This is a genomic window from Sphingomonas sp. ERG5 (assembly GCF_000803065.1).
Classification (GTDB): Bacteria; Pseudomonadota; Alphaproteobacteria; order Sphingomonadales; family Sphingomonadaceae; genus Sphingomonas.
Map to the genome: position 1 here is coordinate 13,696 of NZ_JSXI01000048.1, position 13,911 is coordinate 27,606.

Here is a 13,911-nt window from a genome sequence, read left to right on the forward strand (position 1 = left end):
TCCCGCTCGAACCAATACACTTCGTGCCTGCCTGGTATCATAACTTGTTGGTCGAACAGTTAGTAATTGAATTGCGCGTAATATCATGCATTATCGCGGTGCTCATAAGCCACTGGCGGAGCCCCGCCGGACAAGAAATCGGACGTCGAGTCTGATCGGCACAGAGCGGGAAAGGATCTTCCATGTTGAGGCAAACCAAAGCATCCTCCTGGTATCGACGCATTGTCGAGGCCGTTGCCCTCTTGGCTGCCGCCGCGGGACTTAGTCCGGCGGACGCCCAAGCGCTGCCGCTCACCAGCGCAGATAATTACGCCAAATATGCCAATGCAGGCCGATGGGTATGCCTGCCCGGACGCGATGATGTCTGTTCACGAGATTTGCAGGCCGTTCAGTTGTTCGCAAACGGTTCGTCGGCGCCTGTTCCCCCTCGGGCGCCGGCCACCACAAGCTCGGTCGATTGCTTCTATATCTACCCGACGGCCAGTGTGAATCTCATTCCGGGCAATCCCGATCCCTATAACACGGATACAAGCGCCATCGAGGCGGCAACGGCAGCTCAAGCCGCTTCGTTCAGCAGCGAATGCCGTGTGTTCGCACCGCAATATCGGCAGGCAACGATCGGTGCCTATGTGCTGCCGGAGTTTGTTCGGCAGATGTATATTCAGGTGGCGGCGTCCGATATTCTCGCTGCGTTTGACTATTATCTGGCGAATTATAATCAGGGCCGCAAAATAGTTCTGATCGGTCACTCGCAGGGTGGCGAAATGCTGATCAAGCTCATCCAGAGCCGGTTCGACACCTCGCCTGAACTGCGTGGAAAGCTCCTTTTGGGAATACTCGCCGGCATCCCGGTCAATGTACCGGTTGGGCAGAAGCTCGGCGGTACGTTCAACAATGTTCCGGTCTGCACTCTGCCCGGAGAAGTGGGCTGTTTCATCGCTTTCGGCACCTATGTCGAGGGATCAAACCCCGGAACGGATACGCGTATCCCGACTCCCGCCGGACAGGAGCGCGTGTGCGTCAATCCCGCCACGCTCGATGACCCAACACTTTCTCCCGACGCGCGCAGAAACGGACGCGCACTGCTGCAGGGGACACTCCTGATGCCGGCGGCGAACTCGTCGGGCTTTGTTCGCAACGATGCGCAGACCGCGTCCTTCACCCGCCTGAGCGGCGCGTACAGTGGCGCTTGCGCCACCGCGACCGATCCGCGCATGCGTTTCTTCTCGATCAGGGAGGAAATGGCGGCCACCGATCCCCGTCACGGCATCGTCAAACTCACGCCGAATGTGTTGGACCAGATTGGCCAAATACTGATTGGCGATGTCGGGCTGCATATCCTCGATATGCAGTTTCCGATGCAGGACATGGTCTCCCTGGTCGCGGCGCGACGCCCTTAGCACCGATTGTCACCAGACCCGGCTAGTTTCGCAGTTCTTCGGGCGGCACGTCTTCAGCGGCAAATTCATGGTCGTTGGGAAATGCCGCCCGGAGCGTCGGGCCGGTACTTTTGTATGAGGCAGGATACCCGCATGATCAAAAGCGTATCGGCATTCGCCACGTTAGCCGTGCTTGTCCTGTTCGGGTTGTTCTGGTGGTCCGGTTGTCGACCGCAGCCAAGCCAGGATGAAATCGTTGTGGTACCTGCCACGGCCAGCCCGGAGGCGTTGCTCACGCCTCCGTCGCCAGCGGCCGGGGCCGATGCCGCAACGCTCGCCCTAGTTGAAAAGCAGATCCTCGAGACCATCGGCGAGCCGGGGACAAGCCTTCGCGGTGTCCGCATCGTCGATCAGGAACGGCAGATCGCCTGCGGAGAGCGTACAATCCGGGGCTCCGCAGCCCTGCGCCGCTTTGTATGGCTGAAACAGGTTCGCCAGGTTGTCACCGATGATGGCGGTCAGGATTTCGCCATCCTGGTCCATGTCTGCAATCCACCGCCGTCGCCCCAGAACTGACCAAATACCGAGTCCGTCGTTGTGGCGGTCTTCCCGTGATCGCATAAACTGGCTGTACGGCCAGTAAATATGTTATTACAGCGTGTGTGTGATCCGCAGGAAAGCGGTCGCGCGGGCGCGTGACGGATCGCCACCAACGAGGGAGGGGCGTTCTCGATGCTGAAATTTTCGATCTTGAGCTCGGCTTTTGGCATGAGCGCAGCCTCGCAGGCGGCGCCTGTCATTGCGCAAACCACAACGCCGCTGACGCCGATCGGCCAGCGGCGGAACAGTCGACCGGTACGGGTCTGGACGACATCGTCGCGACTGCTGCGTCGAACCGGGATCCTGTCAGTGTTCGTGAACGAACCCCGCACCTGTGGCGTGACGCCGCGGCTCCGGCATTGATCGACCAGCCCGGTCCCGGCCCGACGGTCGCGGCCATATCGCACTTCCCGACACCCGCAGAGACGCCAGCACCATGACCCTTTTCCGTGCCCCGTTCATCTGGACGCCACAGCAGCCGATCGCCGAGAATTGGCTGCTCGCATCACGGGACCTGCCGGCACGGGATGATGGCAGGAATCGATGGTTCCTGTTCCGCGCCGAAGTGACGCTTGAGGCGCCGCCCGCCACGGCTCGCACCGACATCACGGTCGATGGCCGCTACATCCTGTATGTGAACGGCGAAGAGCAAGGGCGAGGTCCGGTGCGGTGCAGTCCGCTCGCGCAACGCTACGACACCCATGACATCGCCCCCGCGCTCCGTCCCGGGCGGAATGTCATGGCCGTGCTCGTTCACACTTACGGCGTCGACACCGCCTTTTACGAAGGTGTTCGCGGACTATGGCAGCCGGTGTTCGGTGACGGCGGGCTATGGGTCGAGGGGCCAGTCATCGACACGCGCCAGCCATGGCGCTGTACGCAGTCGACCGCCTGGATCCAGGATGTCGCGCAGGCCAACCATAGCCTGGGCTTCATCGAAGCACACGATGCCAATGAATTGCCCGCAGACTGGGCGGCATTGGGTTTTGACGATTCGGCCTGGGACATCGCGCGGCCCCTGCTAGCCGGCGGAGGCGGCCCGGAATCACTGTACCAAGGCATGACCGTGCGCCCCTTCCCTATCCTGTTACCAAGGGGAATTCCCCAGCTTCGCGAATTCCCGACGCACGCGCGGCGCATCCGCTGGATCAAGGGCCAGCGATCCCTGCCCGATCTGCCGTTGCACAAGCGGCTTTATGAGGAAGAGCTCGTGCCCGCGCCACTCGACGCCGCGCGCCGGGTCGACGATCTGCTGGGGGATGGCGAGGCATCGACCCTGATCCGCACCACGGACGGCATCGACACCGCGTTCACGCTCGATTTCGGCCGGATCTTCTCGGGCCATCCCTTTTTCGAGATCGAGGCAAAAGGGGGAGAAGTGATCGAAATCGCATGCGCCGAGCGACTGCCCGGCGAGTGGTTCGGCGAGGTTGCCGAAGACGCGCGGATCGAGCCCAGACCCTATATTGGTACCGACGCCCATCTCTGCCGCTATGTCGCCCGTGCAGGGCGGCAGCGCTTCCGACGTTTCGAGTGGTGCGCCGTCCGCTATATGCATGTGGTGGTGCGCAACGCGCCGTCCGGTGTCGCCATCCGCCGGCTGGGCGCGATCGAGACCCATTACCCGGTCGAGGAACGTGGCCGGTTCTCATGTTCGGATCCGATCCTGACCAAGCTATGGGCCGCCGGGGCCTATACGCTCAAGCAATGCATGCACGATGCCTGGGAGGATTGCCCGAGCCGCGAACAACGCCAATGGCTGGGCGATGTAACAGTCGAAAACCTTGCCGCGCACGCGGCATTCGGCAGCTCCGCATCGGCGCTGACCGCCAAATATCTGATGCAGGCGGCGGAGAGCCAGCGGCCCGACGGCCTGACTCAGATGTTCGCGCCCGGCGATCATGGTCACAATGCGCGCCTGATACCGGACTGGACGTTGCAATGGATCCTCTGCGCGGCGGATTACTGGCAGTTGACCGGTGACCTGGCGACGATGGAGCAGATCTGGCCGTCGATACGCAAGGCGCTCGGCTGGTTCGAACGGGTTGCCGGGCCGCACGGGCTGGTGGTCGACATGCCCTATTGGCATTTCATGGACTGGGCCGGGCTCGGCCGCGACCATCAGGCCCTGGCACTCAACGCACAACTGGCCGGTGCGTACCGCGCCGCCGCCACGATCAGCGGCGCGCTGGAGGACCCGCGGGTGGCCCGCATCTATCAGGCGCGCGCGCGCACCATCTCGGCCAGGCTGGATGCCGAGCATTGGGACCAGCAGCGCGGCGCGTGGGTCGATATGGTCGATCCACTCAGCGGTGCACAGATCAAACGGACATCGCAGCATGGCATCGCCGCGCTGGCCTTATGGGGTGAAGCAGTGCCCGAACGGATCGCGCGCGCGCTCGACTGGGCGACCGACCCGAACCGCGAAACGGTGACGCCGGCGCCGCCGGTCGTTCCCCATGGCACCCCGCTCGACGAGGAGCATGGCGTGGTCGTGGCCAACACCTTCTACAGCCATTTCGTCAACGAGGCGCTGGCCAGGCACGGCCGGGGCGGAACCGCGCTCGACAATATCAGGCGGCGGTTCGCACCGATGATCGAAGCCGGCTCATCCACTTTGTGGGAAGCGATCACGCCCTGGGCGAGCCTCTGCCACGGCTTTTCGGCATCACCGACGCACTTTCTTTCCCGGCACGTGCTGGGTGTCGCTCCCGCCGAGCCCGGCTTTGCCCGCGCGCGCGTGATGCCCAATCTGTTCGATCTCGATTTCGCCGATGGCGTGGTACCGGCAGGCGATGCGGGGATTTCGGTGGAACTGTGTCGCAAACCGGAGGGATTCGGCGCAGTGATCCGTGCGGGATCAATTCCCCTCGACGTGACGCCACCGCGCGGTTTCAGGCTGCAGTCGCTCCACGATCGCGACGGCGCTACCCATGCGCTCTTCGCCAAGTTGAACAAATGACGCGGAGATACGCAATGGACACCATAGCCGGTCAAGCCGAAGCAGCGGCGGCGCGTGCGCGCCGGCTGCCGCTCAAGCACAAGCTCGGCTTTGCCGTCGGCGGCCTGGTCGACGGCACGGCGCTGCACCCGCTCAACATCTTCCTGCTCTTCTATCTGACCAGCGTCGCGGGGATGGCGCCCGGCCTGGCTGGCGCAGCGATTGCGGCGGGCCTGGTCGTGGACGCGATTGCCGACCCGCTCATCGGCTCGGTGTCCGATCATTGCCGGTCGAGATTTGGCCGCAGGCTTCCTTTCATGCTCGGCGCGCTGCTGCCGATCGCCTTAAGTCTCACATTGCTCTTTTCGCTGCCGGTATCGCTCGGCGGCATCGGATTATTCGCCTGGGTGGCCGTCCTGTCGGTGGCGCTGCGCGTGTCCGTGTCGCTGTTCCTGCTGCCGGTGACCGCCCTCGGCGCCGAGCTCTCCGACGATTATCGCGAACGCTCCACGCTGATGACGCTGCGCTGGTTCTTCTTCATGTCGGGCGGTATCGCCGGACTCCTGCTCGGTTTCGGCGTGTTCTTCGCCGGGCCCGAAGGCCTGATGGCGCGCGGCCAGTATACGCCGTTCGCGATCTCGCTATCACTGATCGTCATCGGCGGCGGACTGGTGGCCTGCCGGACGGCGCTGGCGACCCGCGGGCGGGAACATCCGCCCATGGCCGGATCGCATTCCGCCTCAGCCTTTTCCAGAGAACTCGCCGAGTGCCTGCGCAATCCGTCATTCCGCATCGTGCTGGCAACCAACATATTGTTTTTCGTCGGTTTCGGGGTCAACAGCGTGCTCGGAATCCATGCCAATACGCTGTTCTGGAAGCTGACCGGCGGACAGACCCAGGCCGTCACCATGGCGCTGTTTTTCGGCCTGTTCCTCGGCGCGCCGCTGGGTGGCCTGCTGCTCGCGCGGCTGGAGAAGCGCACGGTCCTGGCGCTGGGCATTTCAATGCTGCTGGCGTGCCAGTCCGCCCCGGTACTGCTGCGCCTTGCCGGCCTTTTCCCGTTCGAAGGCAGTGCTCTCGCAACGGTGTTGACACTCTTCGCGCTGATGATGGGCATGTTCATGGGCGCGGCCGGAATTGCCATGAACGCAATGGGGCCGGACGTGGCCGACCAGCATGAAGTGCTGTTCGGCACCCGGCGCGAAGGCCTGTTCGCGGCGGGCAACGCCTTTGCCAACAAGGCTGCATCGGCGGGCGGTACGCTTGTTGCCGGCTTGCTGCTCGGTTTCATCGCGTTGCCGAAGGATGCCACCGGGCATCTCGCCGGGGGCGATGTGCCGGAGCGCAGCCTGCACTTGCTCGGCCTCGTTTATGGTCCCGGTGCCGCTCTGTTTTCACTGATGGCAGTGTTGACGATCCTGAAATACCGGATCGACCGGGAGGCCCATGCCCGGAACATCGCCGCGTTGAGCAGTCGGCGACTGGCCATGAAGGTCGGAGCATGACCATGAGCGGTGTGAGTCGCGGTCATCACCGGCCCCGATTTCCGCCCTTGTTTCGAATAAAAAACCACCTCTGATAAGCGGGATTTGGAACGCTGATTTTCCACTTGTTTTCAATGACAGCGGTGAGCTGACGCTGTTCTTGCCAAACCAGCGGGCACAAGGCGCAATATTGTCCAGTCATGTCAAAGAGCGTGGCGGAGCACCGGCTGGCATCCCAGTCCGCCGACGCGCTGACACGACCGGCGGCAGGATTGAATCGACGCAGCCCGCCTGCCGTCCGGTGATGACTGTCGATCCGTCCTAGGAACGAGCGCGGTCGCGCTCAGCGTTCACATGGCCGAACAATTCCATCAGATAGGCGACGCTCGCCTCGGTCTGGGCCTCTTCGCCCTGGACCAGTTCGGTGATGGCAAGCCCGCGAAACGCGGCCACGAACACGCGCATGGCCACCGCGAGATTAGCGGGAGGCTCGATGCCCAGTTCGGCATAATAGCCCTTGAGCCCGCTCAGGACGCGGTGCTCGATATTGCTTTCGGCCGCGCGCAGCTTCGCGCTGAGATCGGGGTCCGCGCGCGCCGCCAGAAGGATTTCGTCCACCGCGATCCCCGGCTCGCGCAGCATCCCCGAGAGAACATGCCGGGGCAACTCCTTCAGATAGGCCTCGGTCCCGATCCGCTTGCGAGTCTCCTCGATCAGCCGCCGCTCTTCGAGATGGACCGCGTCGCGCACAGCCACCATCAAATCCGCCTTACTGGCGAAATGGTAGGAAATGATGCCGCGACTGACACCAGCTTCTTTCGCCACCTCGGCGATTGTCACCGCGCTATAGCCCATTCGGTACAGGCACCCGATCGTGGCATCGAGAATCCGCCGTCTTGTATCGGCAGTCCGGTCTTCCTGCTTGCGGCGGACGGGTTTTGGGGCGGCGGAGGACGAGGAGGACATGTGCTTCGCTTGGAGCCTGATCATGAGGGGGCCGATAAGGGCACCCGGCACGTAAGCACACAGCCCGTCCGGATGCCAACAGTTAGACCAGGTGAGGCTGACGCTCATTCAGCGACAGCCGCCCTCGCCGCTCGTATGGCTGCGGCGATTGCTTGCTGGGCGCGAACCGTCGTCAGCACCTACCGGCCAACTATCCCCGCAGCAGCCTCGACGCATGACCGACATGCCCGTGTCGACCGCCTTTCCGGACAGACACGGCAAAGCCAGGCAAGGTCAGGGCAATCGCCACTTTCACGATGAGCCGCAACGATTCGCGTCCGACGACCGACGTGTTTGCACGCTGTTTCGCGCTGATATTTCGGCGTAATTTTTTCCATGCTGTTAAGTTGGATTTTCGACCAGAATTTTCTTCTTATTTTCAATAACTTGGAGGACAATATGCTGTTATTGAATAACAGCAAGGAACAGCAGGCATAACAGCATCGAACAGCACGCTGCTTTCATCGGAACAACAGCCCGGAACGTCCAATATTTTCCCAGTCATGCGAAAGAGCAGGACGGAAAGCCTGATGGCTTCCCATCCACCGCCATTGTCGCACGGCTCCTGTCGCTATTGAATCAGCGCCACCCGGCACGCCGCCTGCCACGGGATGCCGAGCTCGGGTCGAGATCACATCGGATCGAACCGCTCCGTTCGACAAGATCATTTCCGCCTTCATCCTCGCAAAGACGACGCCCCCACCTCTTCCCGCTGCGGGTCAAGGCTGCGGGTCAAGGCTGCGGCAGACCGGCCTGTGTCTCTGTCCGCGCTTTCAAATGGGCAATGCGCTGGTCGCCTTGATCTCCGACAGCGCGACGATCGAGTTGATCTCCTGGATCCCTGGCAGGTGCGACAAAGTGTCGAAGAAGAACCGCTCATAGGCTTCGATATCTCGAGCGACGATGCGCAGCATGAAGTCGACCGACCCCATCAGGACATAGCATTCAAGGACTTCGGGCAGGTCGCGGATGGCTTCGGAAAATTCGTCGAGATTGGCGCGACCGTGCGCGTTCAGCTTCACCTGGGCAAAGACCTGCGCGTTCAGACCGACCTTCCGGCGATCGACGAGGGCAACCCTGCGCGTGATGATTCCGTCGCGTTCAAGGCGCTCGACGCGGCGGTAGCACGGGGTGGCGGACAGCCCCACCTCCTCCGCCAGCGCCGCCATGGTCAGGCTCGCGTCGCGCTGGAGCGCAATCAGGATCTTGCGCTCATACGCATCCAAGACATCGGTCATTTTAACTCATATCCCATTTGAAATGAGTTTATATATCCCATATATCGCCCATAATCGCCAATATTAAGTGAGATCACCCACTAAATCCGTGGCAATTTTCTCCCGACAACAGGAGAATGAAAATGCCCCATCGCGTTGGCAGGGAGGCGGCGCTTCCAGAGCATATCGAGATGATCGAGGATCCGGTCAGCGGTCTTCGCGGTGCGATCGTGATTCACTCCACGCGCCTCGGCCCCGCGGCCGGGGGCTGCCGTCTGTGGCATTATTCGAACGACAATGCTCTTCTGAACGACGCGCTGAGGCTCGCCGAGGGGATGAGTTACAAGAACGCGATGGCCGGCTTGCCGCTCGGCGGTGGCAAGGCGGTGCTTCAGCGGCCCGCAGGCGATTTTGACCGCGCGGCGCTGTTCCAGGCATTTGGTCGCGCAGTCCAGCGGCTGGAAGGCACCTACATCACCGCGGAGGACGTCGGGTCGAGCGTTGCCGACATGACGGCCGCCAGCAGCGAAACAGCTTATGTGGCAGGCCTGGCGTCAATGGGTGACCGCCCGGGCGGCGATCCCTCCCCCTGGACAGCGCGCGGCGTCTTCGTCGCGATGCAAGCCGCTGTCCAACGGCGATCCGGCGGATCGCTTGATGGCGCGACTGTCGCCGTCCAAGGCTTGGGTTCCGTGGGAAATGCGCTCTGCAGCCTTCTCCATGAGGCCGGCGCACGTCTGATCGTTACCGACCCTCGCACCGAGGCGGTCAGGGCGGCCGAAGAGAAATGGAGCGCCAAGGCTGTGGCGCTTGACGACATTCTCGACGCGAAGGCCGATATATTCGCCCCTTGCGCACTGGGCGGCGTGCTCGATGGACACGCAATCGCGCGCTTGCGCGTGAAACTGGTATGCGGCGCGGCCAACAATCAGCTTGCCGACAGCGGAGCGGACGGCCTGCGCCTGACCCGGCGCCGCATTGACTATGCGCCCGATTTCGTCGTGAACGCCGGGGGAATCATCAACGTCGCCGCCGAATATCTGAACTGGACCGGAGCAGAAGTGCAGGATCGCGTCGCGGCCATCGCCGGCCGGCTGGTTGCGGTGCTGGACCAGGCCGATGCGCACCATATTCCACCAGCGGAAATGGCTCACCGGCTGGCAAAGGATGCGATCGCCATCGGCACCCCTGTGGATCGAGAAGCGATCCACGCATGATGCCGGCCGCCCAGCTCAATCCAGACAGATTGTCGGCGTTGAGGCAATGGACGGTCGTCGCGACCCCTGGACCACAACTCCTGTTGAAAGTGCTCGGCCTGTTTGCGCTTCAGGACGTTCTTCCGGTGAGCTTGCACGCCGAAGCCGATGACAATCAGTTGACGATCATCCTGGACGAGCAAAGGCTTGATCATCATCGCTCACTGCTGATCGCAGAGAAGATACGATCGATGATCGGTGTCGTCCGTGTGGATCTGGTCGACCATCCGGCACGCGCAATGGCCGATGAGACGGCGTGACGAAGTCGGCAATCGTGACAAACACGACTGCCGACTTCCTCACATATCGACGGAGCATGCTCCGTAATGCGTTCTGACGCCTAGCTTGCCGGCGCGTCCTTTTTCGCCCGCGGCTTGCGCGCAGGCTTCACCGCCGCTGGTTCGGGCGATGCCGCCTTCGCTGTGGGTTTGCGGCCCAGGCCGATCTTGTGCGCGAGTTGGCGACGCTGTTCGGCATAGCTGGCCGCAACCATGGGATAGGATTTCGGCAGGCCGAAGGCTTCCCTGTATCCATCGGGCGTATAGCCGTGCAGCGACAGATGCCGCTTGAGCATCCGGTACGGCTTCCCATCGATCAGGCTGATCAGATGGTCGGGCTTGATCGACGCGCGGATCGAGACGGCGGGCTGCGGCTTTTCATCCGGAGCCTCTGCGGCCGGCGCTTCCAGTTCCTGAAGCGCGCCGAACACCTTTTGGATGAGCGGGGCCAAATCGCCGATCGCGACGCTGTTGTTGTTCACATGCGCGGACACGATGTCGGCGGTCAGGGAAATCAAGGTTTCATTGTCTGTTGGCACTGGCTGCTCCTGATAATAGCCCCCTTTTAGCGCGATACTCCCGAATTTGCCAAGCAAGCCTGTCCCTCGCCCGGCCTGCCGCTTCTGAGCCTAACGGCCACGATCTGCAATGGCGTTCAGTTTCGACGCGCCATGCAACGGTCACCACACCGCATGGCGGCCGCAGCAAGGGTGGCGCGGCCGCACTCCAATTCCCCTTTGCTTGATCGGATTGCGCGCTGATAATTTTCTAAATATGACAATTTTATCTAATTAGGATTGCATTCTCTGCAACAACCTGATCTTATCATAATCGCTAAATGTTGAGCGCGCCAACGGCTTCCGGTGAGAAAGAGATGAAGTCGGGCGCATGCAACGAATTTTTTCCGATCTGCAAACAAAGGGGGGAATGCATGAAGTCCATTCGCTTGTTCTGGTACGCTAGCACCGCGCTTTCGATGACCTTGAGCCTGGCGCCGGCATCGGCGCAGACAGCAGATGCCGCGGATGGAGCATCGATCGCCGAGGCTGCGCCGAGCGACAACGCTGCATCGAACGACGATATCGTGGTGACGAGCTCGCGCATTCAGCGCTCCGGCTTCAACGCGCCGACACCGACCACTGTCATCGGCGAGGCCGAACTGCGTCAAGGCAATCGCCCGAGCGTTGCTCAGGTCCTGAACGACAGCCCCCAGTTCCGCGCCACATCGACCCCTGCGACGACGACCGGCAATACGACCAGCGGCACCTCGACCGCCGATCTGCGCGGGCTTGGCGCGGTGCGCACACTGACCTTGCTCAACGGGCACCGCTTCAACGGCGCCAGCGATCTCAACACTGTGCCGCAAAACCTGATCAAGCGCGTCGACGTGGTGACCGGCGGCGCATCGGCGGCCTGGGGTTCGGGCGCGGTCGCAGGCGTGGTCAACATCATCCTCGACGATGAGATGAAGGGCTGGCGTATGGGCGCGCAGACCGGCGTCTCCTCGCGCGGCGACACGGCGCGCTACGGCGCGGACATCGCCTGGGGCACGGAATTCGCGGGCGGCCGCGGTCATTTCATGATTTCGGCTGATTATATGCGCGAACAGGGCGCGTTCGGCCGCAAGAGCCGCCCCAATCTGGAATCAAGCGTGTTCCAGCGCGCCGACGGCCAGCTGGTCCTCGCCCGCGACGTCAACTACACCATCATCAATAATGGCGGATCAATCCTGCGGCTCAATGCCACGCCGTATAATCTCTCCTTCAATCCCGATGGCAGCGTCGGCCCCCTGCCGCTCGGCAGCGATACCTATGGTCAGTTCACGGTCGGCGGCAACGGCCAGAACATCTATGATTATGTTGCCGTGAGTTCCCCGTATCAGCGCAACAATGTCTATGCGCGCGCCACCTATGACATCACCGATTCGTTGAAGCTGTGGGTGGACGGCAGCTATAGCCGCATGTGGTCGAACTACACCTTCTTCCCGGAAACGCCGATCGTGGCGATCATGCCCGACAATGCGTTCCTGACCCAGACCGCGCGCAACCAGCTCGCCGCAGCCGGCGTGACCGGACCATTCGCGCTTGGCCGAATCATGGACGATGCCGGTCCCGACCGGATGCTCAACTTCAAATTCTCCCGCCGCAATCTCGAGGGCGCGTTCGGCCTCAAAGGATCGTTTGGCGATGGCTGGGGCTATGACGCCTATTACGATCATGGTGAGCTCAGGGCCGACCAGTCACTTTACAATCAGCGGATCACAGCCAAGTTCAACAATGCCGTCGACGCAGTGCTGGTGAACGGTAAGCCGGTGTGCCGCATCAACGCCGATGCCAGCACCGCCAATGACGACCCGAGCTGTGCGCCGATCAATCTCCTCGGCAACGGCAACATCTCGGCTGCCGGCGTCGCCTATGCCTTTGGCGGCACCCGGTCCATCGTGACGACCAAGCTCGATGCGGCGGGTGCCAGTATGCATGGCCAGCCATTTTCGACCTGGGCCGGCAAGGTCGATATCGCGTTCGGTGCCGATTTCCGCTGGGAGAAACTCACCACCAACCATATCGACCCCCTGTCATTGTCGAAGGCATTTACAACACTCAACTCCGCGCCGACCAATGGCGGCTTCAGCGTCAGGGAAGCATTCGGCGAGGTCAATGTGCCGCTGCTCGACATCGCGGACGCCATCCATCTCGAGGTCAACGGCGCCGCACGCTATTCGGACTATAGCACCAGTGGTGGTATCTGGTCGTGGAAGACCGGTGGCACCATGCGTATCGCCAACGACCTGTTGCTGCGCTCGGTCTATTCGCGCGACATCCGATCACCCAGCATCGTCGAATATTTCCTCGGCCGCGCGACCAACAAGGCCGATCTCTACGATCCGTTCAGGAAGGAAACCCAAGCCAGCGTATCGATCTACACCGGCGGCAATCCGAAGCTGACCCCGGAAATCTCCCATACGCTGACGCTTGGTGGCTCCTATTCGCCACATTATGTTCGTGGCCTGAGCTTTTCGGTCGATTATTACGACATCAAGATCGACAATGTGATCACCACGATCACGCCTACCGACACCCTCACGCAATGCCTGAAGGCGAACCCGAACGACCCCACCTGCGGCGGCGTGATCACCCGCAAGGCGAATGGCGAGCTGGAGTCTCTTTCCGCCACCTACCGCAATCTGATCTCATACGGCACGCGTGGCCTGGACATCGAAGCATCGTATCGGACGTCACTGGGTAGCGGCAAACTGGGCTTCCGGGTGCTTGCCAATCACATCTTCGATTTGACGATTCGTGACGGCGGCCAGCCGAGAGACGTCGCGGGTATCGTTGGTGGCGACACCGCCTTCTCCACGCCGAAATGGCGGCTGACCGGCTCGGTGACTTATGAAAATGGTGGCTTCGGTGCGGATTTGCGCGCCCGCTATGTCGGCGGCGGAATCTTCAGTGCCCAGGTTGGGCCAAATGACAAACCGATCCTGAACAACCAGATCAGCGCCCGGACCTATATCGACCTTGGGCTACAGTTCAAAACGGGGCCGTTCACGCTGTTCGGGAACATCAACAATCTGTTCGACGCCAATCCGCCCTATACGCCCTACAACAACCCGAACTACGACGTGATCGGGCGGTATTTCTCGGGTGGCGTCAAATTGAAGTTCTGATCGCTACGACCGCTCCCAAGCGGACTTCATGAGACGGCAATCGGGGCAGCGGTGCGATCCACCGCTGCCCCGACGCTTTTG

Annotated in this window: 11 protein-coding genes; 7 read left to right on the forward strand and 4 right to left on the reverse strand. The window is 61.9% G+C overall.

All coding sequences use genetic code 11. From position 1 onward, the window contains the following. The first annotated feature begins 182 nt into the window (after positions 1-182). From OO12_RS26995 to OO12_RS16420, 4 genes are all read left to right on the forward strand, one after another. Positions 183-1,400, forward strand: coding sequence for a DUF3089 domain-containing protein (locus OO12_RS26995; RefSeq protein WP_082006591.1), 1,218 nt, complete (start codon positions 183-185; stop codon positions 1,398-1,400). 132 nt (positions 1,401-1,532) lie between these two features. Beyond that, entirely contained in the window at positions 1,533-1,955 is a 423-nt protein-coding gene (locus tag OO12_RS28120) for a hypothetical protein (protein ID WP_152616482.1), read from the forward strand. A gap of 460 nt (positions 1,956-2,415) precedes the next feature. After that, positions 2,416-4,941, forward strand: coding sequence for an alpha-L-rhamnosidase-related protein (locus OO12_RS16415; protein ID WP_034159805.1), 2,526 nt, complete (start codon positions 2,416-2,418; stop codon positions 4,939-4,941). Positions 4,942-4,955: 14 nt separating this feature from the next. Then, positions 4,956-6,425, forward strand: coding sequence for an MFS transporter (locus OO12_RS16420; RefSeq protein ID WP_052215962.1), 1,470 nt, complete (start codon positions 4,956-4,958; stop codon positions 6,423-6,425). A gap of 300 nt (positions 6,426-6,725) precedes the next feature. Here OO12_RS16420 and OO12_RS27000 read toward each other — a convergent pair whose 3' ends face one another. Next, positions 6,726-7,478 carry a TetR/AcrR family transcriptional regulator gene (locus OO12_RS27000; protein WP_082006593.1) on the reverse strand — a complete coding sequence of 251 codons (753 nt, stop codon included), beginning with the start codon at positions 7,476-7,478 and terminating at the stop codon, positions 6,726-6,728. A 704-nt stretch (positions 7,479-8,182) separates the two neighbouring features. After that, positions 8,183-8,647 carry an Lrp/AsnC family transcriptional regulator gene (locus OO12_RS16430; protein WP_034159806.1) on the reverse strand — a complete coding sequence of 155 codons (465 nt, stop codon included), beginning with the start codon at positions 8,645-8,647 and terminating at the stop codon, positions 8,183-8,185. Positions 8,648-8,769: 122 nt separating this feature from the next. On the opposite strand from OO12_RS16430, the gene OO12_RS16435 reads away from it, so the two are divergent. Then, positions 8,770-9,843 carry a Glu/Leu/Phe/Val family dehydrogenase gene (locus OO12_RS16435; RefSeq protein ID WP_034159861.1) on the forward strand — a complete coding sequence of 358 codons (1,074 nt, stop codon included), beginning with the start codon at positions 8,770-8,772 and terminating at the stop codon, positions 9,841-9,843. Continuing rightward, positions 9,843-10,142, forward strand: coding sequence for a hypothetical protein (locus OO12_RS16440; protein ID WP_160296831.1), 300 nt, complete (start codon positions 9,843-9,845; stop codon positions 10,140-10,142). The genes OO12_RS16435 and OO12_RS16440 overlap by 1 nt, the downstream gene beginning before the upstream one ends. An 80-nt stretch (positions 10,143-10,222) precedes the next feature. On the opposite strand, the gene OO12_RS16445 is transcribed toward OO12_RS16440, so the two are convergent. Continuing rightward, positions 10,223-10,699, reverse strand: a complete 477-nt coding sequence (locus OO12_RS16445; RefSeq protein ID WP_034159807.1) for a MucR family transcriptional regulator — start codon at positions 10,697-10,699, stop codon at positions 10,223-10,225. Positions 10,700-10,994: 295 nt separating this feature from the next. After that, the gene (locus tag OO12_RS29160) at positions 10,995-11,264 is read right to left on the reverse strand and encodes a hypothetical protein (protein WP_235364832.1); all 270 of its coding nucleotides are present in this window, start codon (positions 11,262-11,264) and stop codon (positions 10,995-10,997) included. Here OO12_RS29160 and OO12_RS16450 point away from each other — a divergent pair. Beyond that, positions 11,248-13,830 (forward strand): TonB-dependent receptor domain-containing protein, encoded by a 2,583-nt coding sequence (locus OO12_RS16450; protein ID WP_235364833.1) that lies wholly within the window; start codon positions 11,248-11,250, stop codon positions 13,828-13,830. The genes OO12_RS29160 and OO12_RS16450 overlap by 17 nt on opposite strands. Positions 13,831-13,911 lie beyond the last annotated feature (81 nt).